The 20,276-nt window shown below is 33.8% G+C and carries 18 protein-coding genes; 9 read left to right on the top strand and 9 right to left on the bottom strand.

Features of this window, described 5'->3' with window-relative positions; genetic code table 11:
* Positions 1 to 119: 119 nt before the first annotated feature.
* A complete protein-coding gene (locus tag KA926_RS06600; RefSeq protein WP_210143903.1) occupies positions 120 to 533 on the top strand; it encodes a VOC family protein in 414 nt (137 codons plus the stop codon).
* A gap of 289 nt (positions 534 to 822) precedes the next feature.
* On the opposite strand, the gene KA926_RS06595 is transcribed toward KA926_RS06600, so the two are convergent.
* From KA926_RS06595 to KA926_RS06580, 4 genes are all read right to left on the bottom strand, one after another.
* Positions 823 to 1,332, bottom strand: a complete 510-nt coding sequence (locus KA926_RS06595) for a DUF3278 domain-containing protein (protein ID WP_210143901.1) — start codon at positions 1,330 to 1,332, stop codon at positions 823 to 825.
* Between the two features lie 13 nt (positions 1,333 to 1,345).
* Positions 1,346 to 1,849, bottom strand: coding sequence for a hypothetical protein (locus KA926_RS06590; RefSeq protein ID WP_210143899.1), 504 nt, complete (start codon positions 1,847 to 1,849; stop codon positions 1,346 to 1,348).
* Positions 1,833 to 2,042, bottom strand: coding sequence for a helix-turn-helix transcriptional regulator (locus KA926_RS06585; RefSeq protein WP_019469123.1), 210 nt, complete (start codon positions 2,040 to 2,042; stop codon positions 1,833 to 1,835). Before KA926_RS06585 ends, KA926_RS06590 begins: the two co-directional genes overlap by 17 nt.
* Before the next feature lie 334 nt (positions 2,043 to 2,376).
* Complete coding sequence (locus tag KA926_RS06580) at positions 2,377 to 2,928, bottom strand: helix-turn-helix domain-containing protein (protein ID WP_210143898.1); 552 nt, start codon at positions 2,926 to 2,928, stop codon at positions 2,377 to 2,379.
* Between the two features lie 85 nt (positions 2,929 to 3,013).
* On the opposite strand from KA926_RS06580, the gene KA926_RS06575 reads away from it, so the two are divergent.
* The 6 genes from KA926_RS06575 (at position 3,014) to KA926_RS06550 (ending at position 11,877) form a co-directional block, all read left to right on the top strand.
* Positions 3,014 to 4,195: a CynX/NimT family MFS transporter gene (locus tag KA926_RS06575; RefSeq protein ID WP_210143896.1), complete on the top strand. Its 1,182-nt coding sequence runs from the start codon at positions 3,014 to 3,016 to the stop codon at positions 4,193 to 4,195.
* A 160-nt stretch (positions 4,196 to 4,355) separates the two neighbouring features.
* Entirely contained in the window at positions 4,356 to 5,840 is a 1,485-nt protein-coding gene (gene cls, locus KA926_RS06570; RefSeq protein ID WP_210143895.1) for a cardiolipin synthase, read from the top strand.
* 238 nt (positions 5,841 to 6,078) lie between these two features.
* A complete protein-coding gene (gene gabR, locus KA926_RS06565; RefSeq protein ID WP_210143893.1) occupies positions 6,079 to 7,464 on the top strand; it encodes a MocR-like transcriptional regulator GabR in 1,386 nt (461 codons plus the stop codon).
* Between the two features lie 107 nt (positions 7,465 to 7,571).
* Positions 7,572 to 8,894 carry a 4-aminobutyrate--2-oxoglutarate transaminase gene (gene gabT / locus KA926_RS06560; RefSeq protein ID WP_210143892.1) on the top strand — a complete coding sequence of 441 codons (1,323 nt, stop codon included), beginning with the start codon at positions 7,572 to 7,574 and terminating at the stop codon, positions 8,892 to 8,894.
* Between the two features lie 74 nt (positions 8,895 to 8,968).
* Positions 8,969 to 10,348 (top strand): NAD-dependent succinate-semialdehyde dehydrogenase, encoded by a 1,380-nt coding sequence (locus tag KA926_RS06555; RefSeq protein WP_210143890.1) that lies wholly within the window; start codon positions 8,969 to 8,971, stop codon positions 10,346 to 10,348.
* Positions 10,349 to 10,491: 143 nt separating this feature from the next.
* Complete coding sequence (locus KA926_RS06550) at positions 10,492 to 11,877, top strand: APC family permease (protein ID WP_210143888.1); 1,386 nt, start codon at positions 10,492 to 10,494, stop codon at positions 11,875 to 11,877.
* A gap of 173 nt (positions 11,878 to 12,050) precedes the next feature.
* Here KA926_RS06550 and KA926_RS06545 read toward each other — a convergent pair whose 3' ends face one another.
* The 4 genes from KA926_RS06545 to KA926_RS06530 form a co-directional block, all read right to left on the bottom strand.
* On the bottom strand, positions 12,051 to 13,058 hold the full coding sequence (locus KA926_RS06545) for a PTS sugar transporter subunit IIC (RefSeq protein ID WP_210143887.1): 1,008 nt from the start codon (positions 13,056 to 13,058) through the stop codon (positions 12,051 to 12,053).
* 384 nt (positions 13,059 to 13,442) lie between these two features.
* Complete coding sequence (locus KA926_RS06540) at positions 13,443 to 14,333, bottom strand: fructose bisphosphate aldolase (RefSeq protein ID WP_210143885.1); 891 nt, start codon at positions 14,331 to 14,333, stop codon at positions 13,443 to 13,445.
* A 136-nt stretch (positions 14,334 to 14,469) separates the two neighbouring features.
* On the bottom strand, positions 14,470 to 15,186 hold the full coding sequence (locus tag KA926_RS06535) for a class I SAM-dependent methyltransferase (protein WP_210143883.1): 717 nt from the start codon (positions 15,184 to 15,186) through the stop codon (positions 14,470 to 14,472).
* Between the two features lie 156 nt (positions 15,187 to 15,342).
* The gene (locus KA926_RS06530; protein WP_210143881.1) at positions 15,343 to 15,789 is read right to left on the bottom strand and encodes a DUF805 domain-containing protein; all 447 of its coding nucleotides are present in this window, start codon (positions 15,787 to 15,789) and stop codon (positions 15,343 to 15,345) included.
* A 424-nt stretch (positions 15,790 to 16,213) separates the two neighbouring features.
* Between KA926_RS06530 and KA926_RS06525 the strand changes: the two genes are divergently transcribed.
* A complete protein-coding gene (locus KA926_RS06525; protein WP_210143880.1) occupies positions 16,214 to 17,836 on the top strand; it encodes a BCCT family transporter in 1,623 nt (540 codons plus the stop codon).
* A gap of 166 nt (positions 17,837 to 18,002) precedes the next feature.
* Here the strand turns inward: KA926_RS06525 and cudC are convergent, their stop codons facing one another.
* Positions 18,003 to 18,554, bottom strand: coding sequence for a choline uptake/conversion transcriptional regulator CudC (gene cudC / locus KA926_RS06520; RefSeq protein ID WP_107383832.1), 552 nt, complete (start codon positions 18,552 to 18,554; stop codon positions 18,003 to 18,005).
* Positions 18,555 to 18,758: 204 nt separating this feature from the next.
* On the opposite strand from cudC, the gene betB reads away from it, so the two are divergent.
* Positions 18,759 to 20,252, top strand: coding sequence for a betaine-aldehyde dehydrogenase (gene betB / locus KA926_RS06515; RefSeq protein WP_107385780.1), 1,494 nt, complete (start codon positions 18,759 to 18,761; stop codon positions 20,250 to 20,252).
* The last annotated feature ends 24 nt before the right edge of the window (positions 20,253 to 20,276 follow it).

Here is a 20,276-nt window from a genome sequence, read left to right as displayed (position 1 = left end):
TAGTGAAAATTATAATTAAGTATGCAATTCAAATGTATTGTTAAAACTTCAGTTGTCTAAATTTATGTTTAAAGGGTATGTTTGATATTAGAGAATAATATTTAAAAAGAGGGGATATTATGTTGAAATCGACAGTGCCGTATTTGTTTTTTAACGGTCAATGTAAAGAGGCTTTGGCATTTTATAGTAAGGTGCTGAACGGGGAAATTAAAGCTACAATGACGTATGGCGAAGCGAATGAAAGTGTTGCAGATGATCCTAATCGTGTCATTCATGCGCAGTTAGAAGTTGATGGAAACTTATTCATGTTGTCAGATATACCCAAAGACGATGACACAATGCTACAAGATAGAAATGTTTATATTGTTTTGGAATTTGATAGTGAAACAGCAATCGAAGAAGTGTATGAACAATTGAAAGACGAAGGCGATGTTCAAATGGAGTTAGACACTATGTTTTGGGGAGCGAAATATGCCAAGTTGGTTGATAAATACGATATCGGTTGGGATTTAAGTTACACATTTCCACAATAACTAAAGTTGCAATTCGAATATAAATATTCACGAACATGTATCTTAATCTGATTAAATGTAAAGAGATGTTTATTAAAGTATAACTTCATATAATAAAAAACAAATGCATTTTCATTTTTGAAGAGAGTCTCTCAAGTTGCATAGCTATTTAATGCTATCAACTGAGGGGCTTTACTTTAGAATAGATTTGCATTTTTTATTTGAAATGGTACGTAAGCTGAGCCATTGAAACGACAAAACACTTAACAGCAGCAGCGTTTTTCACACTGCTACTGTTAAAATTAGGCCATCATTTTTTATATGTACGAATGATTTTGGATTTGGCTATCATATATATGATGAATCCTGTAATTATTGCAATGATTGTAGTCATTGGTAATTGGGCACTTAACGCTGTGATTTCAGGAAGTTCTTGGTGCATGACAAATGGAATAAGATAATTATTGATGTTGAACGTTATAAACATAACAAGCGCAAATATGATACTGCCGTTACGTGCTTTTTTGATATATTTTTGGTATTCAGCTTTAGAATCTACATCAAATAAATCCACTTTTTTATTGTGAAGTGCACGTGTTAGTACGGTTGAAGCTACCATAAATCCAATCAATGCAAGGATGCTAACAAAGGGGATTTGTTGAAAATACAAAGAGATAAAGCAATCTAGTGCGGAAATAATTAATGTTCCCCAAAATATCCAGACATATAGTTTGGCGTAGAGATTTAATAATACTTGACGTTCGTATTCATCAGTAAATCTATAATTTGGAATCAAACGAAGTGTTTTTTCATTTTCCAAGATGATTGACCTCCTATTCTATTAATTTTATACGCGAATCTTTGTTAACAGTAAAAATAACAATCAATATAAATGGTACATAGGTGCTTATATTGAATAAATAGCTAAAGTTCATGTGATTTCCTGCAATTAGTGGTGCGATGATTGTTGCAGTCCCCAACATATAAATTAGGGCAATAACTAAGAAAATAATCCTTTTATTGCGTGTTTCTTTTAATAGTTTAAGATATGTATGTCGTTGATGCACTTCAATTTCAATAGCATCTGCACCAAGACGATTCATGCTCATCCTACAGACTAAAATAATAACTAACAGCACACCACCAATGGTAAATGGTGACAAAAATTCACGTTCTAAATCGAGAAAAATAGATAAATAAACAAGTGCGAGTAACGTATATAAAGCAATAATTGAAATTTTTGCCAGTGTCTTATCAATTTCATGTCGTTGATATTCATCAGGTGTATCTATTAAACCAGCGAAGTTTTGATATAACCATTTATCTCTTTTCTTCATCGTTATGATCCTCCCAAAATAAATCGTTTAATGTGACATTTAATGATTGAGCAATATTGATGCATAAATTTAACGAGGGATTGTACTTATCATTTTCAATCATATTAATCGTTTGTCGAGAAACGCCTACGGAACGTGCGAGCGCAAGTTGAGAAATTTGTTGTTGACTGCGAAAATGTTTGACTTTATTCAATTTAAATCATCACTTCTTTCTTATGTGTCAAATATATATGACATTTCTTTGCTCGTCAAGACAACATAAAATTTAATAAATATTGATATAGTAAATAAAGCACGCTATATAAATAGGTTCGAAAAATAAGCGGGATAGAAATTATTTGATTTCTATCCCGCTTTTTATGGTATATGAGGGTTCGTCGTTTATTGTGAAATATATCGACAACAGTATAATCTATATTAATTTTCCGTTATTTTAAAAAGGCTGAAGCATATTTTGATAATTTTTCTTTTCCACTATGTATGTAGCATTGATAGTATCTAATGTTAGATGAAAATTTAATTGATTACTATTGTGCTTGATAATGAATCGTGGCGGTGAGTATAACAACTTCATCCGTTGGATTATAGTAACGATGCGCTACATCACTATTAAAACGAAATGCTTGGTTACTGCTAATTGTATAAGAAGTTTGACCAACTTCAATTTTTAAAGTACCTGAGTTAACGATGATAAATTCTTCAGATTGTATATGATGTGGATCAGAAATCATTTTACCCCCTGGTTGAATTTCCATTTTAAACATTTCGAAATGCTTTCTTTCATTGTAAGGAAAGTATGGAAAGATCTTAACTTTATCTTCAACAATAGGAATAATATCAGATTCATCTACAAAATCTACAGGCTCGTGCATTGTTGATGTCAGTTGTGACAGGGGTAAATGAAGACCATTAGCAATTTTCCATAATGTTGTAATTGTTGGATTAGATGTGCCTTTTTCAATTTGGCTTAACATGTTTTTACTAACGCCAGTTAGATTGGCCATTTTATCTAAACTAAGTTGGTGTTTACTACGATAAGTTGCTAAATTTTTGGCAATAACATTTTGAATATGATACATGTGAATCGCTCCTATTTACATTATAACGTACATATTGTACCATATATAATGTTGTTTAGAAAATTTATGATGTAAGGTGAGCAAAATGGAAAATTATAGAAAAGTAAAACCATTTAATTGGCTATTATTTATAGGTATTTTGTTAGTAGGTGCAAATTTAAGGGCGCCAATTACTTCAATCGGAGTTGCGCTACCTGATATAAAAAACGATTTGGCGATGTCTAACAGTGCTGTTAGTGTAATTACAGTCGTCCCATTAATCGCATTCGCAATCATTTCACTATTTGCAGCAAAAACAAGTTATCGTTTTGGATTAGAACGAACGATTTTTGTAGCTTTATGGCTAATACTGATTGGCGTAATCGTACGTTCTATCACCGGTGTTTCATGGTTATATATAGGCACCATTCTTATAGGTATTGGTATTGGTTTTGGTAATGTACTTGCACCTGCAGTTATCAAAGCGAAGTTTCCATTACATATAGGTGTGATGACAGGTTATTATACTGTCGTTATGAACGTATTTGGTGGATTATCTTCATATGGAACGGCACCGTTTGTCAAAGCGTTTAATTATAATATTGCCATTAGTGCGATTGGTGTCATTACGTTGATTACCATTATTATATGGGCATTTCAATTGAAAAATAAAGAAGAAACAACGGCATCATTACCCAAAGAAAGTGTCAATGTTTGGAAGTCGCCCTTATCATGGCAAATAACGATACTTATGGGCGGACAGTCACTCATTTTTTATTCTCTAATTAATTGGCTACCAGCATATTTATCTCAAAGTGGTATGGCTATCAGTGAAGCGGGGATGTATTTATCAATTATGCAAATCGCTATTATACCCTTAACATTTATTACACCTATATTTGCTACTAAAATGAAATCACAATTTTTATTAACTTTTATAACTGGTTTATGTTTTGTGGTGGGTGTTTCAATAATGTTATTTTCACCGCAACTTGCTTTAATTGCTACGATTTTAGTTGGCGTTGCAAGTGGTTTAGCGTTTGGTCTTGTGAATACATTCTTTAGTTTAAGAACGGAACATAGCCAAACGTCGGCGAAGTTGTCTGGCATGGCCCAATCTGTAGGATATCTTTTTGCTGCAATAGGTCCTCTACTGTTTGGTATATTACATGATGTTACAGGTCAATGGATAGGTTCATTAAGTATTTTATTAATAACTGCGCTATTAATCACATTATTCGGCTCGCAAGCAGGTCGTAATCGCACAATAGAAAAAACATTAGAATAATAGACAGTATCATGCAAATATTGTACGATATTTTACAACATGCTTTGTTTTACGATGAGCTTTAGAAAAATTGGATTTGATAAGTTGAGCTATAGTTTAGTCAATTAAATGAGGAATGTATTTTTCATTAAAATCTAATAAAAAACGATGAGGTGTCATTATGCAACTTATTTTTGATCCAAGTGTAAGTCCGATTTATAGAGGTATACTTGCATTTTTCTTTGTTATTAATATAGCGCTCGCGTTTATTATTGTATTTTTAGACAGAGATCGCAGAGATGCAACAGCGACTTGGGCTTGGCTATTTTTACTATTTGTAGTACCTATTTTAGGCTTTGTTATTTATATATTCTTTGGTCGAGCAGTGCGAAAAAAACGAGAACAAGGTTTCCATCATAATCAGATAGATGATGTGAAGGAACGAATGAAGACGCAGTTATCAGATGCTACCAACAAGATTAATCATTCAGATAACCGAATAGTTAAAAAACATGCAGATATTGTAAATACATTGCTAACGAAAGAACCAACGTTTTTAAGTTACGATAATAATGTCGATATTTATACTGATGGTCATGCGTTATTTGATCAAATGAAAGAAGATTTACGCAATGCAAAAACATATATTCATTTAGAGTATTATGTGTTGAAATTAGATAAGTTGGGTTCTGAAATTGTCGATATTTTGCAACAAAAAGCTGAAGAAGGATTAGAAGTTAAAATACTTTATGATGCAGTAGGGTCTAAAACGGTACATAAATCAAAATTCAAAAAATTCCAAGAAGCTGGTGGACAAGTTGAGGCTTTCTTCCAAGCTAAAATTCCATTAATAAATTTCAGATTAAACAATAGAAATCACCGTAAAATTTTAGTGATTGATGGTATGACTGGTTATGTGGGCGGATTTAATATTGGTGATGAATATTTAGGTTTAGATGAAAACTTTGGCTATTGGCGAGATACACATTTAAGGGTTAAAGGTGATGGTGTTGACGCGTTACAGCTCAGTTTTATCCACGATTGGAATTCTCAATCACACCGTGAACAATTGGAGTTTAACGATAAGTATTTCCCAGATAATGCAAAGCAAGGTGGAGATGTGCCGATGCAAATTGCACTTAGTGCCCCAAGTGATAATTGGCATCAGATAGAATTTGGCTATATGAAAATGATCATGAACGCCAAAGAATCTATTTATATGCACAGCCCGTATTTTATACCAGATAAAGGTTATATCAATGCATTGCGTATAGCTGCAAAAGCTGGGGTAGATGTGCGGTTAATTATTCCTAATAAACCAGATCATATTTTTGTTTACTGGGCCACAATTACAAGTGTCGCGCAGTTGATTAGAGATGGAGTCAAAGTTTATACGTATGAAAATGGATTTATCCATTCAAAAATGATGATTATTGATGATGAAGTCGCAAGTGTAGGTTCATCGAACATGGATATACGTAGTTTTGAATTAAATTTCGAAATTAATGCATTTATGTATGATGAAAATATTGTTAAAGAGCTTAAAGCTGCTTTTATAGAAGATATGAAAGTATCTGAGGAATTGACAGAGGAACGCTATGAACAACGATCAAATTGGATTAAATTCAAACAATCAATTGCTAAATTAGCGTCACCAATTCTATAAAAATATAAAGCACATTGAAGTGACAGTGCATACGATTGCATGGATTTATCAATGTAGCAATTGATTGTGCTATTGAAGTTTCAATAACATATTGTTTTTTTAAAATCATAAGATTAGTCTGACGAGGGCGGAATATGAAATCAAATTTATGCTTTGATTTCAATACCGTCCTCGTTTTCATTATAATGAGTGATATGAAATAACAGGAGAATGGATGAAGTGAAATGGGGGAGATTGAATGCAACGGGAAAGTGGTCAATTTATTTATCGTCAATTATATAGACAATTAAAAGAGGATATCCTCGCATTCAAATATGAGAGTCATGAAAAGTTGCCTTCAAAAAGGGATATGGCTCAACATTTAAACATTAGTGTGAATAGTGTAAAAGCAGCATATGAACAATTATTGGCTGAAGGCTATATTTATACTGAAGAGCGAAAGGGCTATTTTATTGAGCCTTTAGAAAAATTGATTATCGATCCAAACGCGCAAATATCTCTGGATGTGCAAGAACATCATATTGAAGCTACATATGATTATTCATTTTCACATATGAGTACCGATATTTCAGCATTTCCTGTAGAAATATGGACCAAACTCGTTAAACGTGTATTTCAAAATTATGATTATGAATTGTCTTCGATACCTCAAATTAAAGGTCCAATAGAGTTAAGACAATCGATTGCTAAATTAGTGTCTTATCAAAGGGGTATCCAATGTCATCCGGAACAAATTGTCATTGGTTCTGGAACTAATACATTGTTAACCAAATTAATTCAATTATTGCCAGATGAAATCACAATAGCAGTGGAAAACCCTGGATACTCAAGATTTAGAACACTAATCAATCAAACATCTGCGCAGTTAAAACCGATTGCTTTAGACCGTAAAGGGATATCTATTGAAGAAATTAAACAAGCTCAACCTGATGCCACAATAGTGACACCTTCACACCAATTTCCAATGGGTATAATCATGCCTGTATCGCGTCGTATTGACCTACTGAATTGGGCAAGTCAAACGCAAAGTTATATCATAGAAGATGATTATGATAGTGAATTCAAATATGAAACAGATAATATACCTTCACTGTTTAGTTTTGATAAAAATGAACGCGTGATTTACCTAGGTACTTTTTCAAAAACTTTGATGCCAGGATTACGCATGAGTTATATGATTTTGCCTATAAATTTAGTGAAGAAATTTGATTGCCTTAATTTAAATATGATTCCTGATTTTTCAACGATTCATGCACTTACACTAAATTTAATGATCAAAGAAGGTTATTATGAAAAATATGTGAAAAAGATGCATCAGATATATGGAAAAAAACGAGAAGCACTCATCACACACTTATCAAATAGCTTTAAAAATGACATTCGAATTAAAGATACACAAGCTGGTTTGCATTTTATTGTAGAAGTTAACACACCATTTTCTTACCAAGAAATTGAAACGCGTGCTAAAGAAATGAAACTTGAGCTTTATACGTTAAATCGATTTTCCGTGAAAGCGCTTGAAAAAAATAATTCATATAAAACGCTTATCATAGGCTTTTCAAAAATCAAACAAGATCAGATTCCCCAGGCAGTCCAGAGATTAAAAGAAGTTGTAAGGGGATAATCTGGTTCCATTAAATTATCATAACTGGTACTTTACACTATACCAATAATCCCTTAAATTTTAGAAAACCATGCGTCTTACGTGGGGACAAAGAGGAGGGGTTATTGATGACAAATCAATTCGAAAGCTATAAAAAACAACGTGATAAATATGTAGCACGTGGTGTTGGAAACGGCAATCTGCATGTGGCAGATTATGCACAAGGTGCTACAATCACAGATGTAGACGGTGAACGTTTCATTGATTTCGCGGGAGCTATTGGTACATTAAATGTTGGACACACACATCCTAAGATAACCAAACATTTAAAAGAACAATTGGACAAGTTTATACATCCTGGTTTCAATGTCATCATGTATAAAAGTTATCTCAACTTAGCACAAAAATTAACTGAAATTACGCCGGGTGATTTTGATAAAAAAGTGATTTTACTAAATTCAGGTGCAGAAGCTGTAGAGAATGCTGTAAAAATTGCTAGAAAACACACTGGAAGGCAATCAGTTGTATCTTTTGTAAGAGGCTTTCATGGCCGTACAAATTTAACAATGTCTATGACAAGTAAAGTGAGACCTTATAAACTTGGATTTGGTCCTTTTGCACCAGAAGTTTACCAAGCACCATATCCTAATGTTTCAGAAAAATCCGAATCTTTATCCGAAACAGCTTATATTGATCAAATGATTAATAAGTTACATGATTTCTTTGTTGAAACTGTAGATCCTAGTGAAGTAGCTTGTATCGTGATGGAACCTGTTCAAGGAGAAGGTGGTTTTATTATTCCGGATAAAAAATTCGTCAAAGCAGTTAAAAAAATATGTGAAGACCACGACATTATTTTTGTGGCGGATGAAATTCAAACAGGTTTTGCTCGAACAGGAAAAACATTTGCGATTGAACATTTTGACATAGAACCTGATTTAATAACGGTGTCTAAATCATTAGCTGCAGGATTTCCTTTAAGTGGTGTAGTTGGCAAAACGCAAATCATAGATAGTGCATCTCCAGGGGAACTAGGTGGCACATATGCTGGTAATCCTTTAGCATGTGAAGCTGCTTTAAAAGTCATTGAAATCATTGAAGAGGAAGATTTAAACAATAAAGCAGAAAAAATTGGACAACAACTTGAAGATTTCTTATATCACAGCGCAGAGCAACATTCATTTATCACAAACATTCGTAGACTTGGAGCTATGGTAGCCTGCGAAATCATCGATGATCAAACTGGCGAACCCAATAAAGCATTAACTGGAAAAATTATTCAAACGGCAAATGAAAATGGTTTGTTATTATTATCTGCTGGTATTAAAGGTAATGTTTTACGTTTCTTAACACCGCTTGTAATTTCTGACGATGAATTACAACAAGGATTAGAAATATTATCTGAGACTTTTAAAAATGTGGACATAACAGAAGCACATACAAACGCTTAAAATTTTATTTTTAAATAGAGGGTATAGATAAGTCATACCTCATAACAAAAATAAATGTAAAGGAGAGAATAAAAATGGGTCAATTAGAAGTTTATAATCCTTCTACAAATGAAGTTATAGAACGTTTGAATTACACGAATCATGATGAAATTAATTCAAAAATTGATCGTGCACATAAAGCATTTGAAGAATGGAAATTAGTGGATGCACACGAACGTTCAGCAAAATTGTATCAATGGGCGAATCTCATTGATGAACATCAGGATGAACTTGCGGAACTGATTACACTTGAGGGTGGAAAACCACTAGCAGAAGCCAAAGGGGAAGTCATCTATGCTAATGCTTATGTTAAGTGGTATGCAGAAGAAGCTAAGCGAGTATATGGACGTACAATACCAGCAAACACACCATCTAAAAAGATAATGATTGATAAATTTCCAGTAGGTGTCGTAGGTGCAATTACACCTTGGAATTTCCCGGCAGCGATGATAACGAGGAAAATGGCGCCTGCATTGGCAGCTGGATGTACGATTATTTGTAAACCTGCTGTCAAAACACCATTAACAACCATTAAACTTGTTGCGCTTGCACATGAAGCAGGTATACCTGAAGGTGCAATATCTTATATTATTGCGTCTGGTAAAGATGCAGGTGATATCTTCACATCTCATAAATTGATTAATAAAGTGACATTTACCGGATCGACTGCTGTAGGAAAATCACTGATTGAACAATCCGCGCAAAGTGTAAAAAATGTAACGATGGAGCTAGGTGGTTTAGCACCTTTAATTGTGCATAAAGATGCTGATATTGAAGCGGCCGTAGATGGCACCATTGCTTCTAAATTTAGAAATGCTGGTCAAACATGTATCTGTGCAAATCGTATCTTTGTACATCAAGATATTGCTGATCAATACACAACGCGCTTGATTGAAAAAGTTAATGAACTAGCTGTCGGTGACGGTTTTCAAGAGGACGTTAAAATTGGCCCGTTAATTGATAAGGCTGCAGTTGAAAAAGTAATGACACATATCACAGATGCACAAGCTAAAGGTGGGAAATTATCACGGACAGTGGATGATATACAAGCGTTAAAAGGAAATTTCCTGAAACCAGTTGTTATCTCTAATGTGAATTTAGATATGAAAGTAATGCATGAAGAAACTTTTGGACCTGTTGCACCAGTTATGGTTTATGAAGATTTAGAAGAAGCAATAAAAATGGCAAACGATACAGAATTTGGTTTAGCTTCTTATTTCTTTACAAATGATTATCGTACAGGGCTAAAACTTTATAATGAATTAGAATACGGTGTTGTTGGATGGAATGATGGTGGCCCTTCAGCTGCCCATGCGCCATTTGGTGGCTTGAAAGAAAGTGGCTATGGTAGAGAAGGTGGCACTGAAGGTATAGAGCCATATTTAGAAACAAAATATTTATCCATAGGTATTTAAAGTGCAAGTGAAGCAGTACTAGTTGTAAATAAAGCAAAACTTATGAATTTAAACGAACAAGAAAGTGATGATTAGATTGAAGATAATATTAAAAATTTAAGCTCATTCACTTTTAATTCAATGAATGTTATGGGGTATGTAAAATGAAATCTCAATTTAATAAGACGATGAATATTGCTGATGTCTTATTTTTGGCAATTGGCGCTATGCTTGGATGGGGCTGGGTCGTATTGTCAGGAGAATGGGTATCAACAGCAGGTTTTATAGGAAGTATTGTGGCATTTTTACTCGGTGGATTTTTAGTCATTGTTATCGGACTTACATATGCAGAATTAGCTGCTGCAATTCCAGAAACTGGTGGAGGCTTTGTATTTGTTAAAAAAGCCTTCACTCCAGGAATTGCCTTTATATCAGGTTGGTCCGTGTTATTTGGCTATGTCTCTGTAATTACATTTGAAGCGGTTGCATTGCCTACCGTGATTGACTATGTCATTCCATTTCGACATCAAGGATTGATGTGGAATATCGCAGGTTGGGATGTATATTTTACATGGGTTATCATTGGCTCAATTGGAAGTGTCATTTTAACTTCACTTAATTATTTTGGTGTCAAACCTGCAGCAATTATGCAAACTGTTTTTACAATTTTTATTGTAGGTGTTGGTTTATTACTTGTATTTGGAGCGGGATTTAATGGTAATTTCAACAATTTACAACCATTTGAAAATGGCGTTAGTGGAACAATGTCTGTCTTAATGATGATTCCATTTCTATTTGTTGGTTTTGATGTCATTCCACAAATCGCAGAAGAAGTTAAAGCACCTGCGAAAAAAATCGGTGGTATTTTAATATTATCAATTATCGCCTCTGTAATTTTTTATTTGCTCATTGTTTTTGGTGTGGCAACAGGCTTATCACCTAAAGCTTTAAGCAACAGTAATTTGGCAACAGCAGATGCAATGGCCAACTTATTTGGTCATAGTGGATTTGGTGTCTTACTTGTATTAGGCGGTGTAGCTGGTATAATTACAAGTTGGAATGCTTTTATCATTGGCGGTAGTAGAATTTTGTATGCTATGGCAAAAAATCACATGATTCCTAAATGGTTCGCATTTATTCATCCTAAGTATAAAACACCTACACACGGTATTCTGTTTCTTGGTGTATTAGCGTTCGTTGCGCCACTTTTAGGTAGAGCAGCACTTGTATGGATTGTTAATGCTGGCGGTATTGGTGTGGTATTAGGGTATTTACTCGTAGCAATTTCATTTATGAAGTTGCGTAAAGTACAACCTGATTTAGCTAGACCTTATCGTATTAAAAATGGCAAACTCGTTGGTAGTATAGCTATTATTTTAAGCATTTTGTTTATAGTCATTTATTTACCTGGCATGCCGTCATCGTTGGCATGGCCTTCTGAATGGCTTATCGTATTGGCTTGGTATATTATAGCAGCGATTTTATATATAACACAAACAAGAAAATCTACTACGAATGTACCTGTAAATGCACATGTGGATAAAGAGTAGAATGAAATAAAGCCATGATCACAACGTTATTGTTTAAAATAGTTATGTTGACTTTGGCAAAGTTTACGCATGAAAATGATGAGTGAAATATAAACATAATTAAATTAATCAAAATAAAGCAAAGCCTGAGACATTTATGCGTCTCAGGTTTTGTCTTATTTTGAATATCATTTCTACTTTGCAATGTGAATGAGTTGGTCGCCAGGACTTATCCATTGTTTTTTTAAACAAAGTTTATAAAGAAGGAAACTAATGATGGCTGGCAATAAAATATGGAAAGTAATGATTAAGCACCAAGTCTGTATAGAACCACCCATTGTATTGATAGTCATAATTTGACCGATGAATCCACTCGTCCCCATACCAGCACCTGCAGCGTTATTCGTCATAGGAAAGAACGTTGTCATAATAGGTGCGACAATTGCACTGGTAACAGTAGGTGGTAGTAAAATCATTGGATGCTTAATGATATTAGGGACTTGCAGCATACTTGTGCCAATACCTACTGAAAGCACGCCACCCCAACCATTATCTTTATAACCGGTAACTGCAAAACCAATCATTTGTGAAGTGCATCCGATTGTTGCCGCCCCTGCAGCGAGACCGTTTAAGTCTAACATCAACGCTAATGCTGCGCTAGATATCGGTGCAGTTAAAGCTAAACCAAAGATAACAGCAACTAAGATGCCCATGATGAAAGGTTGTTGCTCTGTAGATACAATAATAATTTTACCTAAGCTTGTCATAAATTGATTTAATGCTGGTCCGAAAGCTTTTGCGATAAAGCCACCAATTAATATCGTTAGTAGTGGAGATAAAATAATATCGATTTTAGTTTTTCCAGCATATAATCTACTCAGTTCAACAACGATTACTGTAGCAATATAAGCGCCTACTGGACCCCCATCAAAAGTCGTATAACCTAAGGTACCAACAATAACACAAGAAAATGTAACAAGTGGTTTTGCGCCTAAACCGTAAGCAATCGCCACACCAATAGCAGCACCAGTCATGGACATTGCTACTTTACCAACTTCTGATAGAAATGTCAGATTTAATTGTGGTAGTAATGTTTGTTCTCCAAGCGTTTCTAAAATTAAGCCGATAATCAAAGAGCCAAATAAACCTAAAGCCATATAGCTTAGCGCTTCAATGATCCATCTATGTAAATAATTTTTCATATTTCCTCCCCTTAAAATCATTGGTAATTAGCAAATTAATATAATTATATAGTTTGTTGCTATTTATGGCTAGACTATTTAGCGATTTCTCATAAAGTTACATCGATTTTACTTACTAAGAAAGAATTGATGAAATAAGGTATAGATTCGGGGTGCAAACATTTTTTTAATAAAGTACTCGCTATTTTGATAAATGACATATGTGTACGTTAGATTGCGTATAGAAGACAATCAATATAGTTTGAATTTGTAAATCGTGATACAACTGCATTTAAACATTACTATATAAAAACACACACTAACTTTTAAAGGTCAGTGTGTGTTAAATGTTATTTATGTTTAGCTACTTTTCCTGGGAAATATAAAGCTATTACTGATTAGTCATTAAGCTTTGTTTACTGATGCATCATAGATAGAGTCGATTGTATCTGCTAAAATTTTATCAAATTCTTCATCTGATTGATTGACATTTAAGTCATTGATTAATGCACGAGAGAAACTAGCAATTAAGTCTTTGTTTTGTTTTAAAACTTCGTTAGCATGCTCTCTGCTATAACCACCAGATAAAGCAACGACACGAACCACATTAGGGTGTGCGATTAATTCTTGATATTGGTTTGCTTTAGTTGGGATTGTTAATTTTAGCATTACGAGTTCATCGTCATTTAATTTATTTAACTCTGCTAAGATTGCACTTGCTAAATATGATTCAATCTCTGCTTTGTTATCAGCATTGATATTCACTTCTGGTTCAATAATTGGGACTAAACCGGCAGAGATGATTTGTTTTCCGATTTCGAATTGTTGTTGTACGACTTGATCAATACCAGTTTTATTAAATTCTAAAATATTTGAACGCATTTTTGTACCAAAAATTTTATGGTCATTTGCACGGCTTAATAATTTATCTAAGTCTGGAATTGGCTTCATTAACTGTACGCCGTTTTGTTCTTCAGCTAAACCTTTATCGACTTTTAAGAAAGGAACGACACCTTTATCAGCTAAATAGTCACCAGTATGTTTACCATCTACTTCACGATCCATTGTTTGTTCGAAAAGAATTGCACCGATGATTTTATCAGAACTGAATGAAGGTGATGAAACAATTCGTGTACGCATATCATGCACAAGTTTAAACATTTCATCTTCACTGTTATATTGGTCTTCAGTTACACCGTAGTCACGTAATGCTTTAGGGGTACTTCCACCACTTTGGTCTAACGCAGCAATGAAACCTTTGCCATTTTTTACTTTATCAAATTGTTCTTTATTCATTCTTACCACTCCTTTTACTTTTATTCATATATAGTATGATAAAAAATAGATGCCAACGCAAGTTGTAGGCTCTAAGTGAAACGAATTATTCATATTTTGATAGGGTAAGCGATGTTTTATTATTCATTGTTACATATTATTTCGTTATTGCTATTAAAAATATAGGTGTTGGATTATAAAATTCATCTTGCGTTTGATAAATACGTTGATAAATAGTCGTATCTACATGAATGGACTTCGTATTTATTTGCTTTAGGATATTTAAATCGTATCGAGGGCGGTTGTAGTGATTAATTGAAATACTTTGCTTTATATTTTCACTCTCCGCTAACATCGTGTCTTCTAAAGCATGATGTGCGTGGTGAATTGGTATATTACTATAATCAGTAAATGCATCTTTTCCATAATCTCCATCGATATTAATGAGTGTAGCATTTGGTTTTAAAACACGTAACCATTCTTGGTAGGCAGCTTTTGTATCTGGCAATAACCAAGTGACATTTCTAGAAATGACTAGGTCAAAACACGCGTCGTCAAAGTGTAAATGCTCAGCATCCATGACTTGAAAATTGACATTCATATTAAAACATAAAGCATTTTGCTTTGCAGATTGAATCATTTCAGGGGAAAGGTCAATGCCAGTAACTTCTGCGCCTTGTTGTTGGCATAGTATTGCCAGAAAACCTGCTCCTGTGCCAATGTCTAAGATTTTCATACCAGGTTTAATTGTTATAATCTGATTTATCTCAGCTAACCATCTTTCTGCGTGCACACTTTTTAGTTCTGCTTGTTTATCTTGACTGAAGGATGGCGCACGCTTATTCCAATAATTAATTATTTTATTTTTGTTCATGATAAATACCTCATTTATTATAAATATATTATATATGGATTATAAGCTATTTTAGTCGAAAAGTATGGGATTAATAGTTTTGTAAAAAGAAAAACGGGACAGGAATTGATCGTAAAACATGATTTCTGTCCCGTTCTTTATGTGCGTATATTCTATTTACTTACGTGGTAGACCGTATTGATTACCTGTTTTGTCACTGTCAGTAATCATGTAAAAGAATGCGACGATATTTAAAATGAAGAAAATAATACTGGCAATGCCTTCTAAAATATTGAAAAATATGCCTTCTCCATATGTGGTATATGAACCAATAAAAAATAATATGAAAAAGATACTAAATATAATTGGAAAAGTCATTGTTCGGCCAATATCATGCATGCGTCTTGTAGCTACTGAAAAATCTGGAATAAAGATAATAATTGTAAATAAAGCGCTAATAGCGTCACTCATCGACATAGGTATTTTGAAAATATGATCTAATAGTATAGCCAATAGGATGGAGATTAACACATTGACCAAAAATGGAAACCACAATTCTTTTCTTCTGGCACGCCCTTTAAAATCAAACGCATTTTGCCAATACAATTTATAATAATGCCACATGATATAAACTCCTTTGTCAAATATTGATAACAGACAATAGTATTCTAACAAAATTAAAATCTATCACAACTTAAAAACGTATTAAATTTGTGATATCAAAAAGAAAATAACAACTTTTCGAAAAAATATAAAACTAATATTAATACATTAATTATGAATAATAATACAAAAAGAAAGTTTGTTCCATTTGTTAATTTCGTTAAATTTAAACTTAACACTGTGATTAGAACGAATTTCAAGACTGTGGATGTTATAAAAATTATATATTTATTCATCTTTTGAGTTTGTGATTTTTGAATGTAATTTGCATTATTATTAAAAGTTCGTTAGGCTCATGTTTGTAATTTAATAAATGGTTTTGCTAAAAAATTATACTAATTAGCAAATTTTTTACATATTTTACTAACAATAAGGGGTGTCTATTGTGAAAAAAGAAAGAGTAAAAGTAATGGATTGGACGACCTTTATAGGGTCTTCCTTGATATTACTTATTGCAGTTATTCCGATGATGGTTTTTCCTAAGGCCAGTCAGGACATAATAACGCATTTAAATGATGTCGTGTCGAGTACACTCGGCTCAGTATATTTATTGATTGGACTTGCAACGTTAATATTTGTACTCTACATCGCATTTGGTAAATATGGCAATGTAACGCTTGGTGAAGCGACAGATAAGCCAGAATTTAATAATTTTAGTTGGGCAGCTATGCTGTTTTGTGCCGGAATTGCTTCAGATATCTTATACTGGGGCGTTATTGAATGGGCATTCTATTATCAAGATCCACCACATGGCGGTAAAGGAATGACGGATAGTGCATTGAATTACGCTACTATGTATGGCATGTTCCATTGGGGTCCAATTGCTTGGGCTACATTTGTACTGCCAGCATTGGCAATTGGTTATCTTGTTTTTATCAAGAAAAAACCAGTTTACAAAATCAGTCAAACAATGCGTCCGATCTTAAAAGGTCAGACAGATGGCATTATAGGAAAAATAGTTGATATTCTATTTATCTTTGGTCTACTTGGTGGCGCAGCTACGTCACTAGCACTTGGCGTACCAATGATTTCTGCAGGTATAGAAAAATTAACAGGTATAGGAGACAGTATGTTGATGCGTAGTATTATTCTATTCACAATTACAGCTGTCTTTGCATATAGTTCTTACTCTGGTTTGAAAAAAGGAATTAAAGTTTTAAGTGATGCAAATGTTATTCTATCTTTTGTATTACTAGGCTTTGTATTTATTGTTGGACCAACGGTATTCATCATGGAAACCTCTATTACAGGTATGGGTAACATGATTAAAAACTTTTTCCAAATGGCTACATGGATTGAACCATTTGGTGGTATAGGTGGTCGTAAAGAAACGAATTTTCCACAACAATGGACGATTTTCTATTGGTCATGGTGGATTGTATATGCGCCATTTATAGGATTGTTTATTGCACGTATTTCTAAAGGGCGTACACTTAAAGAAATTGTGCTTGGTACAATCATTTATGGAACGTTAGGATGTGCACTGTTCTTTGGTATCTTTGGTAACTATGCAGTTTATTTACAAATCACTGGTTCATTTGATGTGATACATTTCCTAAATACGCATGGCACAGAGGCTACTATTATAGAAGTGATGCATCAATTGCCGTTCTCTAATTTAATCATCGTGCTATTCTTGTTATCTGCATTCTTATTCTTAGCAACAACATTTGATTCAGGTTCTTATATATTGGCTGCGGCTTCTCAAAAGAAAGTTATAGGCGAGCCATTAAAAGCAAATAGATTATACTGGGCTTTTGCTCTATGTCTATTACCATTTGGATTGATGTTAGTAGGTGGGGAACGAGCTTTAGAAGTCTTAAAAACAGCTTCTTTATTGGCAAGTGTCCCTCTGTTGGCCATATTTGTCATGATGATGATTTCATTCTTAAGGACATTGTCCGAAGATAGATTGAAACTTGAAGATAGAGCAGAAAAATATAGAGAAGTAGAAAGACGTTCGTTACGCATAACACAAGTAAGAGAACGTAGAGAAAATGATAAATAAAAAAATAACAAGCGCACCAAAATCTTATTTTACGGTAAGATTTTAGTGCGCTTTTTTATAATAACTAGCTATTAATCAAACATTGAAAAGTGAGTTTATTCACGGTATTTCAATGCGTATGAGCACATACTTAAAGCTGAGACATAAGAACTGTCTCAGCTTTTTGTTAGTCTTTTTTTTCTGGAATTGGGAAATATTTAAATATTTCACCAGATTCTAATGCATTACTTAAATTGTCTAGCCATTCATAATAAGGCAAAGTATCAAGTAATTGTTGTTTAACTTCCTCTGCTTCCGATTTTGTAGCTTCGTCTGCTTTACTGTTATCAATAATCTTATCAAGTATAGCTACTGCATCGTGAACGCCTTCTGAATTAATAACAATCTCCCGACGCCATTTGCGTGAAAAGAAATTACTAAAGAAATTAAAGAAATCCTTTTCAGCGACAAAATGTTGTTTTCTACTACCACGTGTGAATTGTTGCTTAACAATATCAAATTCTTGAAGTCTTTTAACACCAGCACTCATGCTGGGTTTGCTCATTTGTAACTGTTCTCTCATTTCATCAAGTGTCATACTGTCTTCAAAAAGCATTGTTCCAAATAAGTTTCCTACACTTCTATTGATGCCGTATAAATCCATGGTTTCGCCTATAGCATTAATAACGATATCCTTAGCTTCCTCTAATTGATAATCAGGGTTGGTCGAATGTACCAATTGTCCACCTCCGTTCAAGTCCATATATAGTTAAGTGAAAAATAAATAGTGAGTTCCTATAGTTTACATTCCATACTCAAAAGATGCATGTATAAACCCCTATCATATTTAAACACATTTGACACTTTTTCAACTACTATGATAACATAAAGTTCATAAAATTCGTTAAATAAAAATTTAACAAACTTAACGGAGGTAATTTTAATGGAACTTGTAGATCATTTATCTCGTCTTCAATATATAGATGGAGAATGGGTGGAAAGCTCAAATAAGCAAACGAGAGAGATTATTAATCCATATAATCAAGCAGTTATTCTTGAAGTAGCAGAAGGAACTGCAGAAGATAGTGAACGTGCAATTTTAGCAGCAAGACGCGCTTTTGAAGAAGGAACATGGGCTAATGAAACAAGTGAAAATAGAGGTAAGAAAGTTAGAGCAATAGCTAATTTAATTGAAACGCATCGTGAAGAATTAGCGAAACTTGAAACGTTAGATACAGGTAAGACATTAGAAGAGTCTTATGCTGATATGGACGATATTGCGAATGTATTTAACTTTTTCGCTGGGTTAGCAGATAAAGATGGGGGAGAAATTATTGATTCTCCAATCCCAAATACAGAAAGTAAAGTCGTTAAAGAGCCAGTTGGTGTAGTAACACAAATCACACCTTGGAATTATCCTTTACTTCAAGCATCTTGGAAAATTGCGCCAGCATTAGCGACTGGTTGTTCTTTAGTAATGAAACCAAGTGAAATTACACCATTAACAACAATCCGTGTGTTTGAATTGATGGAAGAAGTTGGCTTCCCTAAAGGCGTTATTAACCTAGTATTAGGTAAGGGTTCTGAAGTAGGAGAACCATTATCAGCGCATAAAGATGTCGATTTAGTATCATTTACAGGTGGTATTCAGACAGGTAAACACATTATGAAACAAGCGGCAGATCATGTAACGAATGTTGCTTTAGAACTAGGTGGTAAAAATCCTAATATTATATTCGGTGATGCAGACTTTGAGCTTGCAGTTGATCAGGCACTAAATGGTGGCTTTTTCCATGCAGGACAAGTTTGTTCAGCAGGTGCCAGAATTTTAGTAGATAACAAAATTAAAAACCAATTTGAACAAGCATTAATTGAGAGAATCAAAAACATTAAATTAGGCGATGGCTTTAACCCAGAAACTGAAATGGGTCCAGTAATCTCTGTAGAACATAGAGAAAAAATAGAGAAATATATGGAAGTAGCTAAATCAGAAAATGCCACTATTGCAATAGGTGGTAAACGACCAGAACGTGAAGACTTACAAGATGGCTTATTCTTTGAACCAACAGTGATTACTGATTGCGATACTTCAATGCGCATCGTTCAAGAAGAAGTGTTTGGCCCTGTTGTAACAATCGAAGGTTTTGATACAGAAGAGCAGGCAATCACACTAGCTAACGATTCTATTTATGGACTAGCTGGCGGTGTATTTACTAACGATGTTGGTAAAGCAGAACGTGTCGTTAATCAATTAAGAATGGGCACAGTTTGGATTAACGATTTCCATCCATATTTTGCACAAGCACCATGGGGTGGATATAAACAGTCAGGTATTGGTAGAGAACTTGGAAAAGAAGGTCTAGCAGAGTATCAAGTTGAGAAACATATCCTTCGTAATACAAATCCAGAGCCTGTGAATTGGTTCGGTAAAGCGTAACGTTAATCACTAAAATTAACTAAA

Origin of the sequence: Staphylococcus sp. GDY8P94P, from assembly GCF_017892255.1 — a bacterium.
GTDB classification, from domain to species: domain Bacteria; phylum Bacillota; class Bacilli; order Staphylococcales; family Staphylococcaceae; genus Staphylococcus; species Staphylococcus cohnii.
The sequence above is the reverse complement of the archived record's forward strand: the minus strand, read 5'-3'. Positions and strand labels throughout refer to the sequence as shown.

What these genes read in the sequence shown, in the direction of transcription:
- KA926_RS06600 (WP_210143903.1), top strand. Translation starts at nt 120, where the DNA reads ATGTTGAAATCGACAGTGCCGTATTTGTTTTTTAACGGTCAATGTAAA.
- KA926_RS06590 (WP_210143899.1), bottom strand. Translation starts at nt 1,849, where the DNA reads ATGAAGAAAAGAGATAAATGGTTATATCAAAACTTCGCTGGTTTAATA.
- KA926_RS06580 (WP_210143898.1), bottom strand. Translation starts at nt 2,928, where the DNA reads ATGTATCATATTCAAAATGTTATTGCCAAAAATTTAGCAACTTATCGT.
- KA926_RS06575 (WP_210143896.1), top strand. Translation starts at nt 3,014, where the DNA reads ATGGAAAATTATAGAAAAGTAAAACCATTTAATTGGCTATTATTTATA.
- cls (WP_210143895.1), top strand. Translation starts at nt 4,356, where the DNA reads ATGCAACTTATTTTTGATCCAAGTGTAAGTCCGATTTATAGAGGTATA.
- gabR (WP_210143893.1), top strand. Translation starts at nt 6,079, where the DNA reads ATGCAACGGGAAAGTGGTCAATTTATTTATCGTCAATTATATAGACAA.
- gabT (WP_210143892.1), top strand. Translation starts at nt 7,572, where the DNA reads ATGACAAATCAATTCGAAAGCTATAAAAAACAACGTGATAAATATGTA.
- KA926_RS06555 (WP_210143890.1), top strand. Translation starts at nt 8,969, where the DNA reads ATGGGTCAATTAGAAGTTTATAATCCTTCTACAAATGAAGTTATAGAA.
- KA926_RS06550 (WP_210143888.1), top strand. Translation starts at nt 10,492, where the DNA reads ATGAAATCTCAATTTAATAAGACGATGAATATTGCTGATGTCTTATTT.
- KA926_RS06545 (WP_210143887.1), bottom strand. Translation starts at nt 13,058, where the DNA reads ATGAAAAATTATTTACATAGATGGATCATTGAAGCGCTAAGCTATATG.
- KA926_RS06540 (WP_210143885.1), bottom strand. Translation starts at nt 14,333, where the DNA reads ATGAATAAAGAACAATTTGATAAAGTAAAAAATGGCAAAGGTTTCATT.
- KA926_RS06535 (WP_210143883.1), bottom strand. Translation starts at nt 15,186, where the DNA reads ATGAACAAAAATAAAATAATTAATTATTGGAATAAGCGTGCGCCATCC.
- KA926_RS06530 (WP_210143881.1), bottom strand. Translation starts at nt 15,789, where the DNA reads ATGTGGCATTATTATAAATTGTATTGGCAAAATGCGTTTGATTTTAAA.
- betB (WP_107385780.1), top strand. Translation starts at nt 18,759, where the DNA reads ATGGAACTTGTAGATCATTTATCTCGTCTTCAATATATAGATGGAGAA.